General features: G+C 32.4%; 22 protein-coding genes, 1 tRNA gene and 1 riboswitch. Of the genes, 16 read left to right on the top strand and 7 right to left on the bottom strand.

Features of this window, described 5'->3' with window-relative positions:
* Positions 1–265 precede the first annotated feature (265 nt).
* Positions 266–679: a helix-turn-helix transcriptional regulator gene (locus tag MN581_RS07870; RefSeq protein WP_241699566.1), complete on the bottom strand. Its 414-nt coding sequence runs from the start codon at positions 677–679 to the stop codon at positions 266–268.
* A gap of 580 nt (positions 680–1,259) precedes the next feature.
* On the opposite strand from MN581_RS07870, the gene MN581_RS07865 reads away from it, so the two are divergent.
* From MN581_RS07865 to thiT, 5 genes are all read left to right on the top strand, one after another.
* Positions 1,260–1,829 carry a hypothetical protein gene (locus MN581_RS07865; RefSeq protein ID WP_241699565.1) on the top strand — a complete coding sequence of 190 codons (570 nt, stop codon included), beginning with the start codon at positions 1,260–1,262 and terminating at the stop codon, positions 1,827–1,829.
* Positions 1,829–2,497, top strand: coding sequence for a class D sortase (locus MN581_RS07860; protein WP_117973472.1), 669 nt, complete (start codon positions 1,829–1,831; stop codon positions 2,495–2,497). Before MN581_RS07865 ends, MN581_RS07860 begins: the two co-directional genes overlap by 1 nt.
* A gap of 15 nt (positions 2,498–2,512) precedes the next feature.
* On the top strand, positions 2,513–3,394 hold the full coding sequence (locus MN581_RS07855; protein WP_241699564.1) for a hypothetical protein: 882 nt from the start codon (positions 2,513–2,515) through the stop codon (positions 3,392–3,394).
* Positions 3,395–3,494: 100 nt separating this feature from the next.
* Positions 3,495–4,007: a DNA topology modulation protein gene (locus MN581_RS07850; RefSeq protein ID WP_117973470.1), complete on the top strand. Its 513-nt coding sequence runs from the start codon at positions 3,495–3,497 to the stop codon at positions 4,005–4,007.
* A gap of 542 nt (positions 4,008–4,549) precedes the next feature.
* Positions 4,550–4,651: riboswitch (TPP riboswitch) on the top strand.
* Between the two features lie 62 nt (positions 4,652–4,713).
* A complete protein-coding gene (gene thiT / locus MN581_RS07845) occupies positions 4,714–5,274 on the top strand; it encodes an energy-coupled thiamine transporter ThiT (RefSeq protein WP_117973469.1) in 561 nt (186 codons plus the stop codon).
* A gap of 559 nt (positions 5,275–5,833) precedes the next feature.
* Here the strand turns inward: thiT and nrdF are convergent.
* The 4 genes from nrdF to nrdH are packed head-to-tail and all read right to left on the bottom strand — an operon-like array spanning position 5,834 to position 9,575.
* The gene (nrdF, locus tag MN581_RS07840) at positions 5,834–6,805 is read right to left on the bottom strand and encodes a class 1b ribonucleoside-diphosphate reductase subunit beta (RefSeq protein ID WP_117973467.1); all 972 of its coding nucleotides are present in this window, start codon (positions 6,803–6,805) and stop codon (positions 5,834–5,836) included.
* A gap of 13 nt (positions 6,806–6,818) precedes the next feature.
* Positions 6,819–8,981, bottom strand: coding sequence for a class 1b ribonucleoside-diphosphate reductase subunit alpha (nrdE, locus tag MN581_RS07835; protein WP_241699563.1), 2,163 nt, complete (start codon positions 8,979–8,981; stop codon positions 6,819–6,821).
* Positions 8,959–9,339, bottom strand: a complete 381-nt coding sequence (nrdI, locus tag MN581_RS07830; RefSeq protein ID WP_117973466.1) for a class Ib ribonucleoside-diphosphate reductase assembly flavoprotein NrdI — start codon at positions 9,337–9,339, stop codon at positions 8,959–8,961. The genes nrdE and nrdI overlap by 23 nt, the downstream gene beginning before the upstream one ends.
* A gap of 2 nt (positions 9,340–9,341) precedes the next feature.
* Positions 9,342–9,575, bottom strand: coding sequence for a glutaredoxin-like protein NrdH (gene nrdH / locus MN581_RS07825; protein ID WP_117973465.1), 234 nt, complete (start codon positions 9,573–9,575; stop codon positions 9,342–9,344).
* A 415-nt stretch (positions 9,576–9,990) separates the two neighbouring features.
* Here nrdH and MN581_RS07820 point away from each other — a divergent pair, with 415 nt between their 5' ends.
* The 8 genes from MN581_RS07820 (at position 9,991) to MN581_RS07785 (ending at position 17,102) form a co-directional block, all read left to right on the top strand.
* Entirely contained in the window at positions 9,991–10,557 is a 567-nt protein-coding gene (locus MN581_RS07820) for a hypothetical protein (protein WP_117973464.1), read from the top strand.
* 53 nt (positions 10,558–10,610) lie between these two features.
* Positions 10,611–10,683 (top strand) — tRNA-Lys (locus MN581_RS07815).
* A gap of 189 nt (positions 10,684–10,872) precedes the next feature.
* On the top strand, positions 10,873–11,178 hold the full coding sequence (locus MN581_RS07810; protein WP_117973463.1) for a hypothetical protein: 306 nt from the start codon (positions 10,873–10,875) through the stop codon (positions 11,176–11,178).
* 433 nt (positions 11,179–11,611) lie between these two features.
* Positions 11,612–12,316, top strand: a complete 705-nt coding sequence (gene yycF, locus MN581_RS07805; RefSeq protein WP_241699562.1) for a response regulator YycF — start codon at positions 11,612–11,614, stop codon at positions 12,314–12,316.
* Between the two features lie 12 nt (positions 12,317–12,328).
* Positions 12,329–14,155, top strand: coding sequence for a cell wall metabolism sensor histidine kinase WalK (gene walK / locus MN581_RS07800; protein ID WP_117973461.1), 1,827 nt, complete (start codon positions 12,329–12,331; stop codon positions 14,153–14,155).
* On the top strand, positions 14,152–15,441 hold the full coding sequence (gene yycH / locus MN581_RS07795) for a two-component system activity regulator YycH (protein ID WP_241699561.1): 1,290 nt from the start codon (positions 14,152–14,154) through the stop codon (positions 15,439–15,441). The genes walK and yycH overlap by 4 nt, the downstream gene beginning before the upstream one ends.
* On the top strand, positions 15,441–16,274 hold the full coding sequence (locus MN581_RS07790) for a two-component system regulatory protein YycI (protein ID WP_117973459.1): 834 nt from the start codon (positions 15,441–15,443) through the stop codon (positions 16,272–16,274). Before yycH ends, MN581_RS07790 begins: the two co-directional genes overlap by 1 nt.
* A gap of 12 nt (positions 16,275–16,286) precedes the next feature.
* Positions 16,287–17,102 (top strand): MBL fold metallo-hydrolase, encoded by an 816-nt coding sequence (locus tag MN581_RS07785; RefSeq protein WP_117973458.1) that lies wholly within the window; start codon positions 16,287–16,289, stop codon positions 17,100–17,102.
* Between the two features lie 61 nt (positions 17,103–17,163).
* On the opposite strand, the gene MN581_RS07780 is transcribed toward MN581_RS07785, so the two are convergent.
* Positions 17,164–18,531 carry a trypsin-like peptidase domain-containing protein gene (locus tag MN581_RS07780; RefSeq protein WP_117973457.1) on the bottom strand — a complete coding sequence of 456 codons (1,368 nt, stop codon included), beginning with the start codon at positions 18,529–18,531 and terminating at the stop codon, positions 17,164–17,166.
* Between the two features lie 299 nt (positions 18,532–18,830).
* On the opposite strand from MN581_RS07780, the gene rlmH reads away from it, so the two are divergent.
* From rlmH to MN581_RS07765, 3 genes are all read left to right on the top strand, one after another.
* Positions 18,831–19,310 (top strand): 23S rRNA (pseudouridine(1915)-N(3))-methyltransferase RlmH, encoded by a 480-nt coding sequence (gene rlmH / locus MN581_RS07775; RefSeq protein ID WP_117973456.1) that lies wholly within the window; start codon positions 18,831–18,833, stop codon positions 19,308–19,310.
* 359 nt (positions 19,311–19,669) lie between these two features.
* Positions 19,670–19,891: a hypothetical protein gene (locus MN581_RS07770; protein ID WP_222317032.1), complete on the top strand. Its 222-nt coding sequence runs from the start codon at positions 19,670–19,672 to the stop codon at positions 19,889–19,891.
* 16 nt (positions 19,892–19,907) lie between these two features.
* Positions 19,908–20,354: a JAB domain-containing protein gene (locus tag MN581_RS07765; protein WP_241699560.1), complete on the top strand. Its 447-nt coding sequence runs from the start codon at positions 19,908–19,910 to the stop codon at positions 20,352–20,354.
* A gap of 402 nt (positions 20,355–20,756) precedes the next feature.
* Here MN581_RS07765 and MN581_RS07760 read toward each other — a convergent pair whose 3' ends face one another.
* Positions 20,757–21,437: an IS6-like element IS1216 family transposase gene (locus MN581_RS07760; protein ID WP_013646119.1), complete on the bottom strand. Its 681-nt coding sequence runs from the start codon at positions 21,435–21,437 to the stop codon at positions 20,757–20,759.
* Positions 21,438–21,511: the final 74 nt, after the last annotated feature.

Raw genomic sequence — 21,511 nt, 5'->3', positions numbered from 1 at the left:
TATGATAGTTTTTCATTAGAAGATTAATGATATTTATTATTTATTAATTATTTAATCATTTTATAATAAAAAGTAATGAATATCATTTTTTAAAAATATTCTCGAAAGAGCTAAATTAAAAAGAATATAAGGTGTTACCATTGACAGGGAGAAATTAATATTAAGTAGATGAAAACGGAACTATTTGAATTTAGACTTAAGTAGCAAGATTTGATAGATTTACTTGAGTATATTAAAAAATCACAAAATATAGATTTGTGATTTTTTAATTAATGAATTTTTTTATATAATAAGTCAGTGCAAATAGATTCACTAATTCTCCTAACATAATCATTCCAGAAATAATCAGTTTAGAATTTTCTGTTAGCAATGATGCGAATAAAACAGCCAATAAAATAATTAAAGTCACTAGGCAAATAATGATGGAAAATTGAAAATAGTGTTTATTTGTTTGTTTCATGATAGGCTTTAAAGGTGTCTGATTGTCTGTTAGGAATAGGTCATCCAATGAAAAGCCTAATAGTTTTGCAAGTTTTACTAAATCATTTATATCTGGATAGAGAATATCATCTTCCCACTCTATAATCGTATCTTTTGTAACGTGTAATTTTTTCGCTAATTGATCCTGGGTTAGCTGTTTCTCAATTCGTTTACTTGTAATAATGGTTCCTAAGTTCATATTATCTCACACTCCTTTAATTTATTTTTCCAATAGAAGGAAGTGGAAAAAAAAGATAAATCATTTTTCCCACAATATTGCGTTTATTAATACAACCAAAATGTCTACTGTCGATAGAATTTCCTCCATTGTCATCTAAAACAAAAAATTCATGACGATTTAATTTATAAGAAAAAATCCAGTATGTACTCTGTTTTTTTAATCAAATGCTTCTCTTACTTGTTAATTATTGATAAAAAGTTGCTTCTTTTTATAGCAAACAGTTTCTCCAGGTAAACCAATAATACGCTCTACATATTGTTTTTCTTCGCTAGACACCTTAGTTGAGGAAACAATAAATAATTGTAGCAATAGAATAAAAAAATACTGAATAATAATAGTATATTATTTTTTAAAATTTTTTTCATGTTCGACCTCTTTTTATTTATTATAATGTAATATCAAAAAAGTAGTCATATAGCTATATAAAGGAATGAACAATAGATATGATTAGAAAAATATGAGAAAAAATAGATAAAAAGGTAGGTTGTATCATTAGGTTGTGATATAATATAACAGTATAAAAAGGAGGTTTTAATTAATGAAAAAATTAGTATCACTTATTTTTACTTTGTTAGTAGTCATGTTACCGATTACAGCGAATGCTGCTGGAGCCATCTCTACTGATGAACAACGTATATTAGATTCTTTGAATGCGGGGATTACGACTAAAGAAGGCCAGCGTTTTTTCTTTTCAGCAACTGATATTCAGCAAGCTGAAAATGATTTAAAAACCAATGATTATAGTGCTGAAACTGTTAATACTGTAGTTGGTCATATTGAAGCGGCTAAACAATTAGCTGTTGATAATTCAGCAGGTATTAAAGCAACAGGTTTGGAAGACTTTTTAAAACAGTTACCTAAACATATACAAAACCAAATTCAAAATCATATTTTAGAAGCAGCAAAAGCACTAGGCTTATCTGTGGATAGTAAAGGAAATGTTACAAATAATGCTGGACAAAAAGTATTTGTTGCGACAACAAGTAGTAATCCAGTTGTAAAAACAACCGGTATTTCACTAACTAGTGCCATCGTGACAATTGCTAGTTTAGTGGCATTAACAGTAGCGACAGGTTTCTTCTCAAAAAGAAGAGGAGCTAGTTGTTAATGAATAAAAGGGTACTGGCATATGTTTATATGCCAGTACTCTTTTTTATTTCTGCCTATGTCATTTTATTCTTGTTATTCTTGCCATTTAGAGAGACAGTTGACTTATTTGTCAGTGCTATTAGCATTACAGAAAAAGCAGAAAATACAAAAGTTAGTTCTATCTTTGATGAAGCGAAGCAAAAAAATATTACCTCTGTAAAAAATAAAATCCCTTCGAGTCAGATTGAATATCCTAGCCTAGGAGCGGAGTACGGGGTCGTTAATATAGATAAATATAATGTTCAAGCACGATTAATTTACGGTGATTCTCAGGAAGATTTGAGAGAAGGAGTAGGGCAATTTAATGGGAGTGTTTTTCCTGGTGAAGAAGGAACAACACTTATAGGTGGTCATAATACAGCAGATTTAGCAGCTCTAGGTGGAGTTGAATCAGATGACACAATTACTATTAAAACAAGTTATGAAACGTATCAGTATAAAGTAACTCATAAAAAAGTTGCTCGATTTGATGATAAGTCTGCCATCGAAACTCTCTATAAAAAATCAGATAATAATCAATTAATTTTATACACGTGTTATCCGATAGATATGATTGGCTTAACTGATAATCGATTGTTTGTCTATGCTGAACGAATTTCTGGAAAAATGATTGATCAAAACCAATAGAGAAAGGATGTTTAGATGAATAAAAAGATAAAGCATGTCTATCAATTTTTGCTAACATTACTTTCTGTATTGTGTTTATTGATTGCTAGTGAGATATTGATTGCAAAACCGTTTTTGTTATCTTCAAATCATTGGATAAAGGTAGCTATGGAGAGTGATTACACTAAAAGTTTGACTGATTCAATTAATCAATCCATTCAAGATATCGGGATGGCTAGCGGTATAAAACAAGACGGATTAAATCAAATAATATCACAATCGGAAGTAACAAAAGATTTTGACCAATTTATAACTAAGGCGTTCAAAGGCGAATCTTATGAAATAAAACAAGATGTAGTTGAATCAAGGCTAAAGACTGCGGTAGAAGATTATGCTAAAAAAGAAAATAAACCTATTACAGCAGAAAATCAAGCGTCTGTCGACCAATTCATTACAAAAAGCATCGAGATTTATAATGGAAAAATTCATAATAAAATTATTTCAACAATTGGTTTACGGGTTAGTTTAATTAAACGATTAACTACGATTACTTTGATTGTGTCGCTTATCGTATTGTGTTTATTAATTTTATGTTTGTACTTTGCAAGCGGCCGATATAAGCATGTGTTTGTAAGAAATATTGCTTATGTGATAACGAGTACAGGTTTGTTACTTGTATCTTTTACCGTTATTCTATCAATGAAAAATCCACTGACTTATTTATCGATTATTGACGATCACATGAAAGTATGGATTATAGAAAGCCTTAAATTACCAATGCTAGTACAAGTTATAGTAAGTCTAGTATTTTTAATATTAGGTATTTTATTAAGTGTGTATTCTTATAAAGAATATAAACGTTTAGAGAAACGTGGGTTTAGACGAAAGCAACAAGTAATGGACGAAATAGAATATTAAATACTGAATCCAACCAGATTAACGGTTGGATTTTTTCAACATGTGTATAGGTAATCAGCTATGGAGCTAATTAATATAACGGCAAGGAGCGTAATGCTCGATGAAAAAAATGATAGTCATAGGTTCTCCTGGTACAGGAAAAAGTACCATAGCAAAACAATTAGCGGATAGTTTAGCAATAAACTTATATCATTTAGATAAATTGTTTTGGAAACCACACTGGAAGATGAGTACAAAAGCAGAGCAACGAGAGATATTATATGATATAGTTAAGCAAAATTTTTGGATTATTGATGGAAATTATAGTAGTACGTTAGATATTCGAATAAGAGAAGCAGATACCATCATTTATTTAAAACGTTCAAGACTGACTTGTTTGTATCATGTGTTCAAACGTTTTATTCGTTACCGAGGAAAAACGCGTCCTGATATGCAAGAAAATTGCCCAGAGAAATTAGATTGGGCGTTTATCAGATGGGTTTGGCAATTTCCAAAAAATCATGAGCCGTTGATAGAGGAGCATCTTAAGGATTTAACTAGTGAACAAACTTTAATCAAATTAATGAACCAAAAAGAAATAGATGATTTCTTAAATTCTTTAGAAAATATGTGAAATAGAAAAATGTATGTGGTGTGTTATGTAGAAGAAATTATGTTATCAAAAGTCGATTCTTTTCATATAACGATGATAAAAATTTGGTATTTATAAGAGAACTTGTTACGAGTTATTGAGTTTTTACGCTAAAATATAGAAGAAAAGTAATATAAAATATATGGGAAATTCAGACAAGGCATAGGAAAATCAAGACTGGAAAAGTTTAAAAAAGTATTGTGAAGCGTTTTTTGATGTCGCAAAAGATACGGGTAAGGGATTTCAACAACTATCTCCTTGTGTATTAACGTAATATTTGTACGATTGTGTGATGACTAAGGAGTAGAATTTTGTTAAAGAATGCAAAAAAGATAGAGGAAATATGCTACTTACTTGTTAATAACCATCATCGCTTAGCACAAGGGATGACTGATGTTATTCAAATTTGTAAAAATCTTGTATCTGAGTAATTAAATAACTAGATGATTAACAGAATCTGAGTGATTAATTTGACTCTTAAGCGGATACATGACATACTGTGTGTGAAATAAATTAAATACATAACCGTCACAAAGGGGAGCCTTCAAGCTGAGAATGAGTATAGACTCTAAACCCTCGAACCTGATATTGTTAATTCAATCGTAGGAATTGTGTGAAGTGGTAGCAAGTAAGCACTGCTCTTTTGTTGATTGGTCACGTATGAATCGATAATAGGAGGAGTTTTTTTATGTCGAAAAGGTCAAGAATTATTTTAGAGGGGACGATCGTTGCCGCATTATCAATGTCATTATCGTTTATCCCATTAAATATAGGAACAGGATTTTCCATTTCTTTAGGAATGATTCCCTTAACATTATACGCATTACGTCGTGGAACTATACCGGGAATATATGCTGGGTTAGTTTGGGGCTTACTACATTTTTTAATGGGACAAGTTTATTTTTTAACCGTCTCTCAAGTTATTGTTGAATACATTTTTGCTTTTGCAGCGGCTGGTTTTTCTGGTTTATTCAATAAAAAACTACAAATAACGCTGAAAACTAATCCATCAAATGCTTGGCGTTATGTCGTCTCAGGGACATTTGTCGGTGTGTTAGCACGTTACATTTTTCATTTTATTGCGGGGTTTATCTTTTGGGGTAAATATGCCATTTGGGGACTATCTCCAGTGACGTATTCATTAGTGGCAAATGGGATAAGTGGTTTACTGACTGGTGTTGTGACGATGGTTATTCTACTATTAATCTTGAATAAAAATAAAAGCCTATTTATGATGACAGATAATTAACCTGCTTGAAAAAACACTCTTTAATAAAGGGGTGTTTTATTTTTTAATTTAAAAGTGGTGGACTGAAACAAATCCATTGTAGTATCCTATGTGACAAAGTTAGACTATTTCGCTTAGTGTAAATACTTTAAACAGGTGATGAATTATTCACCTAAGTGAAAGTAGGAAAAATAATGAAAAATATTCCTCAAGTGACAGTCATACAACAAACAATACCCTCAGAAAAAATTGCATCAGTTTATTCAGCCAGTAGTGTATTATACTCCTTGATTTTTTCTTTAAGTTTAATCTTGTTAAGTATTGTATCAGATAAGCTGGGTTTTAATATGGTATTTATCATTTCTAGTCTCTGTTTATTAGCCATGACATCTATTACAAAAAGATATAATCGCTTTTTTAATTAATAATTGCTCTCCTTGATAATTAAGGAGGGCTTTTTTTATTTTACTTCTACTGGTGAGATATTCTTTTAACTATAAAAATACACCCGTTGAATTTATGTGAAATAAAACGGGTGTGTTTTTATAGTTTTGTAATAAATGGGTGAGTCTTTTTAATGTTACATACCAATTAGATAATCATCATTTTCCATGGCTTCTACTGTACCAAGTAAGTAACCATTTCCTACTTGAGAGAAAAAGTCATGGTTGCTTGTTCCAGTTGATAATCCATTCATAACGATAGGGTTGACGTCATTGGCTGTATCTGGGAATAAGGCATCCATCCCTAAGTTCATTAGGGCTTTATTTGCATTATAGCGTAAGAATGTTTTGACTTCTTCTGTCCAACCTAATTTATCATACAATAAATCGGTATAGACTTCTTCGTTTTCATAAAGAGTGAAGAGTAAGTCATACATCCATTCTTTCATTTCTTCTTGTTCTTTCGTGCTTAATTCATTGAAACCTAGTTGGAATTTATACCCAATATAAGTCCCATGAACGGACTCGTCACGGATAATTAATTTAATAATTTCGGCTACGTTTGCTAATTTATTGTTTCCTAAATAATACAAAGGTGCGTAGAAACCAGAGTAGAAAAGAAACGTTTCAGCATACACGTTCGCTACTTTTTTTTGTAATGGGGATCCATTTAAATAAATTTCATTAATAATCTCAGCTTTTTTTTGTAGTTGAGGATTGGTGTTTGTCCATTCAAAAATTTCTTCGATTTCAGCCTTAGTGTTTAGTGTACTAAAGATGGATGAGTAACTTTTGGCATGAACAGATTCCATAAATTGAATATTGTTTAACACAGCTTCTTCATGAGGTGTGCGGCTGTCTTTGCGTAAGGCTTCGATAGCACTTTCAGATTGAATCGTATCTAGTAGTGTTAAACCACCAAATACCAGGCCAATATTTTCTTTTTGATCGTCGTTAAAGTTACGCCAATCATCTAAATCGTTTGATAAAGGAATACGTGTATCCAACCAAAATTGTTCTGTCAATTTTTCCCAAGTGGACTTATCAATAATGTCTTCAACAGCATTCCAGTTAATTGCTTGGTAATAGCTATTGTCTAACGTTGTCATTTATTGTTCCTCCTTAAATAACACAGCTTTCACATTGGTTGCTACCAATTTCTTCATCGTCATCAGTATAAGTACGAACGTAGTAAATTGATTTAACGCCTTTATGGAATGCGTAGTGACGTAAGATATTTAAATCACGTGTTGTTTGTTTTGTTGTCTTTGTTTTCCATTCATACAAGCCTTCAGGTATATCTGAGCGCATAAATAGCGTTAAACTCATCCCTTGATCAATATGTTTTTGAGCTGTTGCATACACGTCAATGACTTTACGCATATCCATATCATAAGCGGACGTGTAATACGGCATGGTGTCATTTGATAAGAAAGGTGCTGGGTAATAGATTTTCCCAATTTTCTTTTCTTGACGTTCTTCAATCAAACGAGTGATTGGGTGGATGCTGGCACTTGTATCATTGATATAAGAAATTGAGCCATTAGGTGCTACAGCTAAACGGTTTTGATGGTATAAACCAAATTCTTTAATGGATTGTTTCAATTCTTCCCAGTCTTTTGCTGTTGGAATAAAAATACCATCGAATAATTCTTTGACTTTATCAGAAGAGGGTTTAATTTCTTCATTAATGTAGAGATCAAAGTATTCTCCAGTAGCATATTTTGATTTTTCAAAGTTATCAAATGATTCGTTGCGTTCTTTTGCAATATTGTTACTTTCAACTAAAGTCCAATAGTTTAATAACATGAAATACACATCTGTAAATTCTAATGACTCTTCTGAACCATACTCCATTTGATTTTTGGCAAAGTAAGTATGTAATCCCATAGCCCCTAAACCAATTGTATGATTTAGTCGGTTGCCGTTTTGGATTGATGGAACAACTTCGATATCAGAAGCGTCTGTGATATAAGTTAAAGCTCGTGTCATGGTTTTAACAGATTTTCCAAAGTCTGGACTATCCATTAGGTTGACAATATTTGTAGAGCCTAAGTTACAAGAAATATCTGTTCCAAGGACGTCATATTCTTGGCGATCGTTAATGACAGATGGTTTTTGGACTTGTAAGATTTCAGAACATAAGTTACTCATAATGATTTTACCATCAATAGGGTTTGTACGGTTGGCAGTGTCAATGTTGATGATATAAGGATAACCAGATTCTTGTTGTAATTTACTAATTTCATTTTCTAAGTAACGAGCGTCAATTTTTTGTTTTCTAATACGTGGGTTAGCAACTAAGTTGTCATATTCCTCTGTAATATCAATGTAAGAAAATGGTACGCCATATTCTTTTTCCACACTATATGGACTGAATAAGTACATGTCCTTATTGTTACGAGCCAATTCATAAAACTTATCTGGGACTAACAAACCAAGTGATAATGTTTTAACACGAATTTTTTCGTCAGCATTTTCTTTTTTTGTTGATAAGAACATTTCAATATCCGGATGGAAGACGTTTAAGTAAACCACACCAGCACCTTGACGTTGACCAAGTTGGTTACTATAACTAAAACTATCTTCAAATAATTTCATGACAGGAACGACACCACTTGCTGCTCCTTCAAATCCTTTGATTGGTGCTCCAGCTTCACGCAAGTTTGATAGTGTGATTCCAACACCACCACCAATACGTGATAATTGTAGTGCACTGTTAATTGAGCGACCAATGCTATTCATATCATCAGTTACTTGCACTAAGAAACAAGACACTAATTCACCACGACGTTTACGTCCAGCGTTTAAAAAGGATGGTGTTGCTGGTTGGTAGCGTTGATGAATCATTTCATCTGCTAAACTCATAGCCAGTTCTTCATTACCGTTAGCAAAGTACAAGGCGTTAAACGCTACACGGTCTTCATAGCGCTCTAAATATTGTGTGCCATCATTTGTTTTTAAGGCATATTGAGAGTAGAACTTGTAAGCTGCCATAAATGATTTAAAGGTAAATGATTGAGACGCTAGATACGCATATAGTGATTCAATAAACTCTAGTGAGTAAAGAGATAAAAATTCTTCTTCTACATACTCATTTTCAGTTAAGAATGTCAATTTTTCTTTTATAGAAGAAAATTGTTTCGTATTTGGCTCCACGTTTTCTTTAAAAAAGGCATCTAAAGCCTCTTTATCTTTATATAAGGGAATTTGATCATTTACGGGGCGGTTGATTTCGTTATTTAATTCGAAATAAGTTACGTCAGTCAGATCTTTTAGACTCAAATTCATTCACTACTTTCTTAAAATTTTTTACATCGTCATTTGTGCCACTAAATTCAAAAGAAAACACAAGAGGAATGCCATAATCTTTTGCAATGTCTTTTGCAGTAAAGACAAATAAGTCTCCAAAGTTAAGATTGCCACCACCAGCGACACCTAGTAAGTGCTCTTGGTTGGTTTTGTACTCAATAAAATCGTTCACTACTTCTGTGACTTCTTTGTCATAAGTAGGAACGATTAATAGATAGTCTTCATTGATTTCATGAAAAGGATTGGTTGTGTCAATTTCATGAAAAGGAAGGTCTAGTTTGTTAATAAAACGTCTTGTCTGTCCGGTTAAAGAAAAAAAGACTAGTTTCATGATTAAACCGCCAACGTTCTTAATTGATCAGGTCTAAAACCAACAATTGTCATATTTTCATCCATTGTTTTTAAAACAGGCACACTTTGGAAACCTTGTTCTTTTAATGAATCAATATATTGTGGTTCTTTATCTATGTTAATTTCATTAAATTCAACATTTTTTTGTGCTAAAAATTTCTTTGTCATTAAACATTGTGGACAATTGTTTTTTGTGTATAGTGTGATTGTATTCATGAGTTCTTCCTCCTAATTTGTTCTTCTTAATATAAATATAAGTATAGCTTGAAATAAAAAAAAGTCAATAATGAAACACTAGATATTGTGTTTGGATTATTGAAAGCTACTATCTATTGTGTTTTAGGTGAAAAAGAAAAAATTCTCATAAAATAAAAATGCTTAACCAATAGTTTCTAGTATAGACATACTAAGTATAAAAGTAAATAGAAAAAAAATTTGAAAAAAACCAAATTTGTCGTCTCATCAGACGAAACTATTCATAAACTTATATTAAATTATCTATATAATAATAAATAGTATAGATGACTTTTATAAAAGGTGGTTACCTTAAAATTTACATGATACGTTTAATGAATAAGGTATTAATCCCCTTTTTTGAAAAATAGATGATATCAGAAAAGATGGTGAGATAATGGCAAATGATTATTTAGAAAAAGCGAATCATTTATTTGAAGAAGCGATGAGTGATACCAAAGAAAAATTAAATGTATTTGAAAAAACATTTTATTATAGACAACTTAACTATTCTGAACGGAGAATGTCTCGAAGAGTTATTATGTCCTTTAGTGAATATATGTTTGATTATCACTTTCAGACATTAGATAATTGGAATGAGCAAGCGCTACAAGATGTCTTATTAGATATTTTTCCCCATGAAGTTATTGCAGGAAAGAAATGTTTTGAGAAAATTCTTCTCATTTTGGTAAAATTTTTTGAATTTCTATATTTTCACGAAAAATGTTCACAAGGGCTACAATTAGCCGAGACGACTAAAAATTTAAAAGAATTGGTTTTACTGGAAGTCGAGAATTTATTAATAGGAACTCCAGAAGCAGATTTATTAACATTAGGTGAAGAAATAGGCCTCGATATAGGCAACTTAGAAGACATTGATTGTTTATATCAATTAGCCGAATTAATACAGAATGAGGGAGAAAGGTCTAGAAATATCGTTCCAATGAAAGTACGTAAAATCTAGAAAATTTCTTGCGTGAAAAAATAACAAGTGATATAATAGACCCGTTAACTATTGGGCTGTTAGCTCAGTTGGTAGAGCAACGGACTCTTAATCCGTGGGTCAAGGGTTCAAGCCCCTTACAGCCCATAAAATAAGAAAAACATTGTGGAATGAGTGAGTATGAACTTATTTGTCAATGTTTTTTTATTTTTACGCCGTTAAACAGTCAATCTGTCGAGAGATGATAAGAGTGTTGTTATATAAAGAAGGGGTTTTAGTACAAGAAAAAATTCTTTGATGTTATAATAACTTGTAAAGAGATGGAGGATGATTAGTATGAAAAAATCAACAAAATGTGCCATTGTAGCAACAGGTGTCATAGGTCTAATCACTATCACTAAACTAACCAAAAGAGGGATTGAGAAAACTACAGAATCTGTAAATCGCCTAAAGTATAAATTGTTAGTAAAAGATAAATTACAAGACAATCAAAATTTATTAGATATTATCGATGAATTAGATGATGAAGAGTTAAAAACAATGGTTAGTGTCTTTGAACGACTAGAAGTTGAGCCAACGGAAAGCCATATTGATTCATTGAAGTCAAAATTAAATGCGATTAAAACACAGGTGAAAGCTTGATTTTTTAGCATAATAAAAGAGGATACAAAAAAAGTTGAGATCACATCTCAACTTTTTTTGCTTCTATAAGACTAGACTTTGTAAGGGAAGGGGAAACCTAGTCTTACTTCAATTATTAGCCGAATAAATTAAATGAATTAATTTATATATTAAGTTTAAGTTATATACAGGAAAGTCACAATGAAAAAAACAAGTTAATTAAATAACACAGATTAGAATGTTTATAAACATTGATATATCAACTAATATAAAATCGTCATTTTTTTCTTATGCATATGCAAAATACCGAAAAAAATAAGTGATATTTACTGAAAATTGTCAAAAAAGTTTGAAATGATTCTGAAAATCGGAAATGTTTTTTAAGTATTCAAAATGTTGTATAATAGTGGGGATGACTTTTATGATAATGAAGAATTGAGGATGGTGACCAATAGTGAAAAAAATACTAGTTGTAGATGATGAGAAGCCTATTTCAGATATAGTAAAATTTAATTTAACAAAAGAAGGATATGAAGTTTTTACCGCTTTTGATGGTGAAGAGGCAGTTGAAATGGTGGATGAAGTAAATCCGGATTTAATTATTTTGGACTTAATGTTACCCAAAAAAGATGGTTTGGAAGTGTGTCGTGATGTGCGTAAAAAGTATGATACACCGATTATTATGGTAACAGCCAAGGATTCCGAAATAGATAAAGTGTTAGGATTGGAACTTGGAGCAGATGATTATGTGACAAAACCATTCTCTAATCGTGAATTAGTGGCGCGTGTGAAAGCTAATTTACGTCGACATGGTAATACAACGTCTAAAACGGAAGAAGCACCAAGTAATGAATTAACAATTGGTGCGTTAACTATTCATCCAGATGCTTATGTGGTATCAAAACGAGGTGAAACCATTGAGTTAACGCATCGTGAATTTGAATTGCTCCATTATCTTGCAAAACATATTGGACAAGTTATGACACGTGAGCATTTACTTCAAACGGTTTGGGGGTATGATTATTTTGGTGATGTGCGTACAGTGGATGTGACGGTACGGCGTTTGAGAGAAAAAATAGAGGATAATGCTAGTCATCCTAATTGGTTAATTACACGACGTGGTGTTGGTTATTATCTTAGAAATCCAGAACAAGATTAGGTGAAGCATATAATGAAAAAAAATAGAACGCCCTTTTTTTCATCTGTTCACTTTAAAATTGCTTTGGTGTTTGTGCTATTATTGATGATTTCGATTGAGATTGTCGGAGCTATTTTTATCCGAGTGCTTGAAACATCAACCATTCAAACGTTTGAGGAAAATGTGACTAACCAAGTTGAAACACTCGCGACCAATTTAAGTTCTGAAATTAGCAAAAAAAATGATTCACAACAAGAATCTAATTTAAAGCGAATTTTAGATGAATTTTCTAAAAACGAAATTTTAGAAGTTCGTTTAGTAGATGATAAAGGGATTGTTATGGCAACAAGTGATCCAAATCTACAAGGAGATGTTGGAAAAAAAAATGATTATGAATTATTTAATTCATTTAATCAAAAAAAAGAAGAACGGACAGACCCAAAAACGGGGCAGAGGGTATTTATTAATATTGAACAAATATATTCTCCCACTGGTGATACGGTAATTGGTTCATTATATGTTAAAAGCAATATAGAAAGTAAGTATCAACAAGTTAGTGAGATTACGTTGATATTTTTCTATGCATCGATGATTGCACTTATCTTTACGTTAATCATAGCGCTGCTTGTATCTAGAACGATTACAAAGCCTATTGGCGAAATGAAACAACAAGCAGATAGAATTGCTAATGGTGATTATTCAGGACAAGTGGAAGTTTATGGGAAAGACGAATTAGGACAATTAGGGGAGACATTTAATGAACTGTCTTATCGTGTTAAAGAAACACAAGAAACCATGGATGCTGAAAGGCGTCGCTTAGATAGCGTTCTAACTCATATGTCTGATGGTGTTATCGGAACCGATCGTCGTGGAAACATCATTTTAATTAATGACACAGCGTTAAATTTACTGCGAATTGGTACTGAAGATGTCATCAATCAATCCATTTTAGAGTTATTAAAATTAGGAGATAAGTATAGCTTTAGGGACTTACTAGAAGTACAAGAAGATGTGTTACTTGATTTTAGTGAAGATTTTAGTGAAACAACTCTTATTCGTGCAGAGTTTTCAATGATTCGGCGAGAGTCTGGTTTTATCAGTGGATTAGTATGTGTGCTTCATGACGTGACCAAAAAAGAAAAAGACGAAGAAGAACGTCGCCAATTTGTTTCAAATGTATCTCATGAGTTAAGAACACCTCTAACAAGTATGAAAAGCTACATTGAAGCTTTACTTGATGGCGCATGGCAAGATTCAGAAGTTGCCCCACAATTTTTAAAAGTTACACAAGAAGAAACCAATCGCATGATTCGGATGATTAATGATTTACTTCAATTATCACGTATGGATGCCAATAAAATTGAGTTACAAAAAGAATTAGTCCATTTAAATGAATTGTTTAATTATGTGTTAGATCGTTTTGATATGGTGATTAAGGATAGTGATAGAAATTATGTGATTAAACGAGAATTTACTCAACGAGCGATTTGGGTCGATATTGATACTGATCGCATGATTCAAGTATTGGATAATATCTTAAATAATGCCATGAAATATTCGCCAGATGGTGGAACGATTACTTGTCGTTTACTTGAAACACACAAAAATGTCGTATTAAGTATTTCTGATGAAGGATTAGGTATTCCAAAACAAAATCTTGGCAGAGTGTTTGATCGTTTTTTCCGTGTTGATAAAGCACGCTCCCGTGCAATGGGCGGTTCTGGTTTAGGACTGGCTATATCAAAAGAATCAATACTAGCACATGGTGGAAATATTTGGGCAGAAAGCGAAGAGAATAAAGGTTCGACATTCTTTATTTCACTACCTTATGAACCCTACGAGGAGGATCTATGGGAATGAGTAAATTAGGAGAGAATCTGTTAAAGATTGGTGTCATTTTAATGGTGCTACTTAGTTTATTTTTATCTTGGAAAATTTGGACAAAACCTGCTAATCGCAGTTTTCAAGATAGAACAGCGAAGGTCAAAGCCGTTGTGCAAAAAAAAGATATGACGGAAGTATATATGCCAACCAAGTTATTTTATCATCACGGGAATGGAGATCATTTTCTGTACTCTAATAAAGAATCTACCATGACAAGTTTGCATGAGAAAATTGTGTCACTTGAATTTGGGACTGCTCGGACTATGACAACAGGCCAAGTAGAAAGTCTAACTACGCAACGCGATTTATTTAATTTGGTTTATCCAAGTGCTATTCCAGCCTCTTTATTCATCAATATGAATAATTTATCTATCTCCTTGCCACGTGATAGTAAAAACTTAATGTTTAATTGGTTAATTATGTCACTAGATGATGGAAAAATTTACTTTGTGAATTACAAAAATAAATTAGGAGTAGAAGTTGAGGTTAAAGGAAATATTTCTAGTATTACTTCAATACTTGATGCTGAAAATAATAATTATGTAAACGCCCTATTATCTACAGATAATGTCGCAGGTATCTATTATTTAGCTGATAGTGCCAAGCTCAAAACTTATAGTTATATTATTGCCACACAGTCTTTTACGACGTTTTCACATGGCTTTTTCAATCAACCAAATGATTTGTTTTCAAATGAAGGTGAAAACTTAAGTTTGTCAAATAGTGAGGGAGAGTCATTAACTATTGATAGTCAAACAGGTGAAGTGAATTATTTTGGTAAGTTAAAACAGAGTCATGTTGGAAATGAAAATAGCTTATATTATGATACGTTTCAATATGTAGAAGACATGGGGACATCTTTAGGTAATCTACGATATTTTTCAGATACTAGTAATGAAGTGGTATATAGAAATTATGTAGAAGGATTCCCTGTATTTGGTGATAATATGAAAGGGTGTCTGGCAACGACTGTTCAAAATAAAAATGTGTTTATTAAAGCCAATCAAGATACCTTGCAAATTCCTCTACCTTCAGACGATTCTGTGACTCTTGTACCCACTCAAGAATTAGTTGATCATTTGAAAAATCAAGGTGCAGATATGTCTAAAATAATAGATATTCAGATAGGATACAAGTGGGAGCAAAATAAAGAAACGCAACAAGCCATTGATTTAGTCCCTTCTTGGTATATAAAATATGATGACAATTGGATGACTCAAGAAGAGTTAGAAAAAATACTGGCTAAAGGAGGCCAGATTTAATGGATTTTAGACGAGTTGAAGGCATCTTTTTTATCGTGTTTTTATTTTTGAATATGTTTTTATTCTATATCTATCAAGAAGGAAGAGAGCCTCAAGATTATATTTCAACAGGAAGTATTTCAGAAAATTTAGAAGAACGTTTAAAGGCTGAACATATTGAAGTCCCTAGCAATCTGTCAAAAGTGAAAAAAGAGGGATACTATCTCTCAGCAGAAGAAGATGACTTAGCAACTGATGCACGTGAAAAATTGACTGACCAATCATGGCAAGTGAACAATCATCAACTGACTAGTCAACTGATGATTCAATCTGATGTCGTCATAAAAAAAACAAATGCCATTGAGTCACTTGATAATTTTATTCGTAATTCATCCAATATATTATATGGAATAGATTATGTATTAAACGAAGAGGAAACCATTCCGTTAAAGAATTATATTTACAATCAAACATATGAAGGTATTCCATTTTATGATGAAACAGCTCAATTATCTGTGATTGTTTCTCAAGATAAATTTGAAAATAATCATATATCTAGCTATAAGCAAACACACATTAGTCGCATTGAGCCACTACGTGAAATACAAAGTGTCATTTCTGAGCGTGATGCGATTATTAGTTTATATACTAATAATCGCATTCAATCTGGCGATACAATTAAATGGATACACTTAGGTTATACGCGTATTTTTTCGGTTCGAGGAAAGGATGTCTATATTCCAGCGTGGTTTGTTTCAGTTGAAAGTAGTAAAAATGTGACACAAACAGAACGTGTGAACGCTTTTACTAATGCGGTCATTTCATCTTCTGTATCAGAGGTTATTAATAAGTAGCTAGTAGGAAGGATGCATTTAATAGTGTCAGAAACAAGTTTTAATATTAGTGTACTGGCTAGTGGAAGTACTGGTAATTCGTTATATATTGAAACAGATAAACGAAAAGTACTAGTTGATGCTGGTCTTAGTGGAAAAAAAATCACGAGTCTATTATCATCCATTGATCGCTCGCCAGAAGATTTAGATGCAATTTTGGTAACTCATGAACATCGTGATCATATTCATGGGGTAGGTGTTTTAGCAAGAAAATATCATTTAGATATTTATGCTAATGAATTAACTTGGCAAGCGATGGAAAAATCAATAGGAAATGTTCCTTTTGAACAACGAAATATATTTGATATGGGAAAAATTATGACTTTTGGTGATATGGATATTGAAAGTTTTGGCGTATCCCATGATGCAATAGCGCCACAATTTTATCGATTTTATAAGGATAATAAATCGTTTGTTGTTTTAACCGATACTGGATATTGCAGTGAACAAGTTAAAGGCATCATAAAAAATGCTGATGCTTACTTATTAGAAAGTAATCATGACCCTAATATGTTGCGGATGGGTCGTTATCCATGGAATACTAAGCAACGGATATTAGGTGATAAAGGCCATTTATCAAATGAAGATGGTGCACTAGCTGCTACTGAATTTATTGGTGATCGAACCAAACACATTTATTTAGGGCATTTAAGTAAAGAGAATAATATGAAAGAGTTAGCTAATATGACAGTAACAGGTATTTTACAACAACATGGTATTGATGCAGGTGGTCAAGTTAACATTATGGACACTGACCCTGATAAAGCCTGTGATTTATTTGCAATTTAGTTAAAAAGCAACGCCCCAATCAGTCGTAGTGCATGGTTGATTGGGGCGTTTTTAATTTATATTAGTTAAAAGGGTTAGTTGAGTTATTACGACTTTGTTCTGTTTGTTGTTCTTGAGCCTGTTTTTGTTGTTCTTCTAATTTACTGGAATCTTCAGTCAAGTTAACCGTTGTTTTTGCTTCTTTTCCATCGCGATAGTAAGTCAATTCTATTTTATCACCAATGTTTTTAGAATAAAGAATGGATTGTAGTTCAGTTGTGCTAGAAATGTCTTTCCCATCTATTTTAGTAATGACATCATATTGCTTCAAACCAGCAGCTGCAGCAGGCGTATCCTTCTCAACAGAGGCAACTACGACACCATTAGTAATTTTATCATCTAATTTTAGAACACTTTTCTTGTCTTCTGTTTTTAATACATTTAAATTAACCATTTTTATACCAAGCATAGGACGAGCGACAGATTTACCTTGTTCAAGTTGATTAATGATATTAACTACTTCATTACTTGGAATAGCAAATCCCATCCCTTCAGCACTCACACCAGAAGCTGCTTGAGCGATTTTACTTGAATTGATTCCAATAACTTGTCCAGCAGTATTGATCAAAGCACCACCAGAGTTACCTGGGTTAATTGCCGCATCTGTTTGAATAGCTTTACTATTAATAATCGCACCATCAGATGTTTGATTTGTAATCATACGATCTTTTGCTGAGATAATTCCTTGAGAAACAGAGTTTGCAAATGTTGATCCAAGAGGAGAACCGATTGCTAGAACAGTTTCACCAACTTTTACGTTGTTTGAATTACCAAATTCAGCTATAGTGGTAACGTCTTTATCGGAAATTTCAAGAACAGCTAAGTCACTATAGGTATCTGTTCCTATGATTTTGGCATCAGCTTTTTTACCACTATGTAACATAATACTGACAGCACTAGCACCAGCAACAACATGATTATTAGTTACAATATAAGCCTTTCCATTATCTTTTCTGTAGATAACACCACTACCTTCACCAGCTTCTTGTAATTCATCTTTAGATGATTGTGAACCAGAAGCAGGACCAAATATTTTTTCTATATCGGATAATTCAGAATTACTTTTTTGGTAAGTTGTAACGGATACAACAGCATCTTCAACTTTTTCAACTGCCTTTGTTACTTCGGATTCAACATTGACATTCACATTGCTGACAGTTGTTTTTCCTTTTTCAACAGGTGCAGTTGTAGTTGACGCATTATTGGAGCTTGACGCATTATGGTCATTTATATAAGCAGAACCCCCTACTACGAGTAGCCCACCCAATGCACCAGCGGCTAATGAAATACCAAAACGCTTAAAAAGAGAGGGGTTTGATGGAGTAGGATTATTTTTTTTATGTATCGTTTCACGCTTTTGTTCTTCGTTTGGTGTGACGTCTTTTCTCATAGATGTCATCCTCCTTTAAATTTATGTTTAACCTATTATAAGATAAGAACGTGGTATTAGTCTAATATTAGTGGTTATATTGGAACAATACTTGAAAAACTTAAGATATTTTTTTAAAATATGAAGAAATAATGAATTTAAGAAAAAAATGTGAAGGCGAGAAATAAAAAAGTTATCAACATAACTTATCCACAATTTAGTGGGTAAGTAAAAAATCTTTATAATAGAAATTTTTTGATTGTGAGTAAAACTGTGGATAATTTTTTTAGTATAAAAATAAAGAGAACGGATGGATAAAAGTGAAAATAAAAATCATTACGGTAGGCAAATTAAAAGAGAAATATTTGAGACAGGGGATCGATGAGTATAGTAAACGCTTGAGTCGATATTGCAAATTAGAGATGATAGAGGTGTCTGATGAAAAAGCACCAGAAAGCCTAAGCCAGATAGAGATGAAACAAGTTAAGGACAAAGAAGGACAACGCATTTTAAGTAAGGTAAGTGACCAAGATTACGTCTTTGCTTTAGCTATTGAAGGCAAACAATTATCATCAGAAGAATTCGCTAGTGAACTAGACAGATTAACAACACGTGGGAAAAGTCAGTTTGTGTTTATTATAGGAGGATCACTTGGGTTATCCACAGATGTGTTAAAGAGAAGTGATGAAAAACTATCATTTGGTCGACTGACTTATCCACACCAATTAATGAAATTGGTTTTAACAGAACAAATTTATCGAACTTTCAGGATTAATAATGGAGAACCGTATCATAAATGATGCGGTTTTTTTGTTGGTTATCTATATATAGTGTTAAATGAGGTTGTTAAACCTTGAATAAATACTAATCTTTATATATGCAGAGATAGTTTACTATGTTCTGAATAGAAGCACAAAGTATTTTATTCATCTTCAAATAATATAAGAATACATAACTATGACCAGAAAGAGAAAAAGATAACAACATCAAAAAGTAAGCCAGCTAAATCTAAGGCTGCTAAGGTTTTAGTAGATCATAAAAATAAGAAACACTGATTTAGTGGTAAATATGAATATATATTATAACAATGAGTCCAATGACATGAAAGTCATTGGACTTTTTCTATGCCCCAAAAATGAATAATTAAGGAGGTTACGAAATGAAAGTTGAATCAGAAACAGTTAGGAATAAAGTTTTTATGAATGGTAAGAAAACACGTCGTTATTTATTGCAAGGAAGATTGAAGGAGATATTGAACCTACTTACTAAAACTAATAAAGAAAAAGTAGTGGCGATTGTTGATGAAAAAGATAGACCAATCCATCCTTTGGTACCAAGTATCAGAAATCAGCCATGGACGTTGGAGAAAATAAAAATATGAAGGGAGTAAAATAACGATGAAACCTAGGAAAAGAATTGATGTCGTGAGTTTAAAATTGGTTAAGGAGTCCAGCTTATTGTATGAGCCAAGACAATGTACTTCTGTGGCATCCGCTTACCAACTAGTGAGACCCTTTATTGAAGAAAAAGATAGAGAACATTTGGTTGTCGTGGGGCTCAATACAAAACATGAACCTTTAATTATTAACTTAGTTCATATAGGAACAGTTAATCAGAGTATCGCAGAACCTAGAGATATTTTTAAACCAGTTCTACTGTCTAACAGTACTAGATATATAGTTGCTCATAATCATCCTTCTGGAGATACGACACCTTCAACACAAGATAAGTTATTAACAAAAAAATTAAAAGCTGCGGGAGAGTTGTTAGGAATAGAATTACTGGATCATTTAATTATAGGAGGTAATTGTTATTATTCTTTTAAAGAAGAGGGACAACTATAAGGAGTTAGTTTGTAAGGTATTGATGATTCAGCTTTCATCTTGTTATGTGGGAGGCATGGAATGATTGATTTAAAGAGAGAGAAAGGTATTTGAAAAATATGATTGTGGAAATATTAGAGTTATTGGTAGATTGCTTATCAGAAATATTAGATACTATGGAAGAAATAGGAGGAAGCAAATGAATTGGTTTAAATTATTTATTAAGGTAACTACTACGATTGTTATAGGTGTGTTAGAAATTTGTTACTAGATATAGTTATCACAAATGACTTATTTCAAATGAGATAAGTCATTTATTTTCGCCAAAACACGTCCTTTGTCATTTTTAAAGAATATGTTATATGCAGGGGTTCTGTTGCAAAGTTTTAAATAAAGAATAAAATCCCTTACGGTATCTATGATTTAAGCTGGGATTCCCAATAATACCTTGATTTCAGTACAGACCGAAAACCCGAAGAGAGTGCCTTCTTTTCGGGTTTTCTTATATAATCCTCGGATGGCTTCCATACCTTTAATCGTGGGTGAGGCAGTGCGTAAACTTCGATAGAATTTATTGCGTCTCTTTACTGGACGATGGTCTTGTTCAATCAAATTATTCAGGTATTTAATGGTACGATGTTCTGTCCCTTGATAAAAGCCGTATTCTTTTAGTTTCTTAAAGGCACTTGTAATAGAGGGGGCTTTATCTGTGACTACAACCTTCGGTTCATCAAACTGCTTCACTAACCGCTTAAGAAAAGCATAGGCTGCTTGTGTGTCCCGTTTTTTACGTAACCAAATATCCAAGGTTAAACCATCTGCATCGATGGCTCGATACAAATAATGCCATTTTCCTTTAATTTTGATGTACGTTTCATCCATTTTCCATGAATAAAAGGATTTTTTATTTTTCTTTTTCCAAATTTGATAGAGTAGTTTGCCATATTCTTGCACCCAACGATAAATCGTCGTATGAGAAACGTTAATGCCACGATCATATAAGATTTCTTGAACTTCACGATAGCTAAGGTTATAACGAAGATAGTAGCCCACGGCTACAATAATCACATCCTGCTGAAATTGCTTTCCTTTAAAATGATTCATCGTCATTCCTCCTGCTATCTTTTTCTATTATTCTACCTTATTTGATAGTAGATTTAAAACTTTGCAACAGAACC

This window comes from Vagococcus sp. CY53-2 (assembly GCF_022604695.1).
Lineage (GTDB): Bacteria > Bacillota > Bacilli > Lactobacillales > Vagococcaceae > Vagococcus.
The sequence above is the reverse complement of the archived record's forward strand: the minus strand, read 5'-3'. Positions and strand labels throughout refer to the sequence as shown.

Excerpts from the sequence above, each read along its gene's own strand:
- thiT (WP_117973469.1), top strand. The coding sequence starts at position 4,714 with ATGTCGAAAAGGTCAAGAATTATTTTAGAGGGGACGATCGTTGCCGCA.
- MN581_RS07770 (WP_222317032.1), top strand. The coding sequence starts at position 19,670 with ATGAAAGTTGAATCAGAAACAGTTAGGAATAAAGTTTTTATGAATGGT.
- MN581_RS07765 (WP_241699560.1), top strand. The coding sequence starts at position 19,908 with ATGAAACCTAGGAAAAGAATTGATGTCGTGAGTTTAAAATTGGTTAAG.
- nrdH (WP_117973465.1), bottom strand. The coding sequence starts at position 9,575 with ATGAATACAATCACACTATACACAAAAAACAATTGTCCACAATGTTTA.
- MN581_RS07870 (WP_241699566.1), bottom strand. The coding sequence starts at position 679 with ATGAACTTAGGAACCATTATTACAAGTAAACGAATTGAGAAACAGCTA.
- yycH (WP_241699561.1), top strand. The coding sequence starts at position 14,152 with ATGAGTAAATTAGGAGAGAATCTGTTAAAGATTGGTGTCATTTTAATG.
- MN581_RS07855 (WP_241699564.1), top strand. The coding sequence starts at position 2,513 with ATGAATAAAAAGATAAAGCATGTCTATCAATTTTTGCTAACATTACTT.
- nrdF (WP_117973467.1), bottom strand. The coding sequence starts at position 6,805 with ATGACAACGTTAGACAATAGCTATTACCAAGCAATTAACTGGAATGCT.
- MN581_RS07850 (WP_117973470.1), top strand. The coding sequence starts at position 3,495 with ATGAAAAAAATGATAGTCATAGGTTCTCCTGGTACAGGAAAAAGTACC.
- MN581_RS07860 (WP_117973472.1), top strand. The coding sequence starts at position 1,829 with ATGAATAAAAGGGTACTGGCATATGTTTATATGCCAGTACTCTTTTTT.
- MN581_RS07785 (WP_117973458.1), top strand. The coding sequence starts at position 16,287 with ATGCATTTAATAGTGTCAGAAACAAGTTTTAATATTAGTGTACTGGCT.
- MN581_RS07865 (WP_241699565.1), top strand. The coding sequence starts at position 1,260 with ATGAAAAAATTAGTATCACTTATTTTTACTTTGTTAGTAGTCATGTTA.
- MN581_RS07760 (WP_013646119.1), bottom strand. The coding sequence starts at position 21,437 with ATGAATCATTTTAAAGGAAAGCAATTTCAGCAGGATGTGATTATTGTA.
- MN581_RS07790 (WP_117973459.1), top strand. The coding sequence starts at position 15,441 with ATGGATTTTAGACGAGTTGAAGGCATCTTTTTTATCGTGTTTTTATTT.
- walK (WP_117973461.1), top strand. The coding sequence starts at position 12,329 with ATGAAAAAAAATAGAACGCCCTTTTTTTCATCTGTTCACTTTAAAATT.
- MN581_RS07820 (WP_117973464.1), top strand. The coding sequence starts at position 9,991 with ATGGCAAATGATTATTTAGAAAAAGCGAATCATTTATTTGAAGAAGCG.
- nrdI (WP_117973466.1), bottom strand. The coding sequence starts at position 9,339 with ATGAAACTAGTCTTTTTTTCTTTAACCGGACAGACAAGACGTTTTATT.
- MN581_RS07810 (WP_117973463.1), top strand. The coding sequence starts at position 10,873 with ATGAAAAAATCAACAAAATGTGCCATTGTAGCAACAGGTGTCATAGGT.
- MN581_RS07780 (WP_117973457.1), bottom strand. The coding sequence starts at position 18,531 with ATGAGAAAAGACGTCACACCAAACGAAGAACAAAAGCGTGAAACGATA.